This window comes from Thalassotalea sp. ND16A (assembly GCF_000764205.1).
In the GTDB taxonomy this organism is placed as follows: domain Bacteria; phylum Pseudomonadota; class Gammaproteobacteria; order Enterobacterales; family Alteromonadaceae; genus Thalassotalea_A.
On sequence record NZ_JQDZ01000122.1, the window covers coordinates 1 to 621 of the forward strand.

Sequence of the window (621 nt, forward strand, 5' to 3'; positions counted from 1 at the left end):
CTATGCGTGAGAACGTCAAACAGTTTATACTGCCAGAAAAAAGAAAACGGCCCAAAGACAGGACCGTTAGAGTAAGTAAAACTCGCTACCCAATTAAAACACGATCCTCTTAACTGAATGGTGTTAGACCTTCGTCGGAATGACGGTGGATGTTTTCTAAGATTTTTGAGTATTCACGGTATTTGTTTACTTACACCACGTCATATCTGAGGAGCACTAGCGACATCAGGGACCTCATTAGGGCGTAGCGTGCTTAAATTCGATACGCCGTTGGCGGGACTTCAGTCTCGCGTTTTTTGAGGATGATCTAAGCTACTGGTAAGGTAATTTTTGAATCTCTAAAACCAAAAAAGCCTGCACATAGTGCAGGCTTTCATAATGATGGTGGAGGGAGGTGGATTCGAACCACCGAAGGCGGAGCCGTCAGATTTACAATCTGATCCCTTTGGCCACTCGGGAACCCCTCCAAGATATAATTGCAATGCAACTAATCTAAATTAGGAGCCTGGCGATGACCTACTCTCACATGGGAACTCCCACACTACCATCGGCGCAACTGCGTTTCACTTCTGAGTTCGGCATGGGATCAGGTGGTTCCACAGTGCTATTGTCGCCAGACAA

General features: G+C 46.1%; 1 tRNA gene and 1 rRNA gene. Both read right to left on the bottom strand.

What is annotated here, in order from left to right:
* Positions 1-382: 382 nt before the first annotated feature.
* Positions 383-467: transfer RNA gene (locus ND16A_RS0119720), tRNA-Tyr, on the bottom strand.
* A gap of 36 nt (positions 468-503) precedes the next feature.
* A 5S ribosomal RNA gene (gene rrf, locus ND16A_RS01740) occupies positions 504-618 on the bottom strand.
* Positions 619-621: the final 3 nt, after the last annotated feature.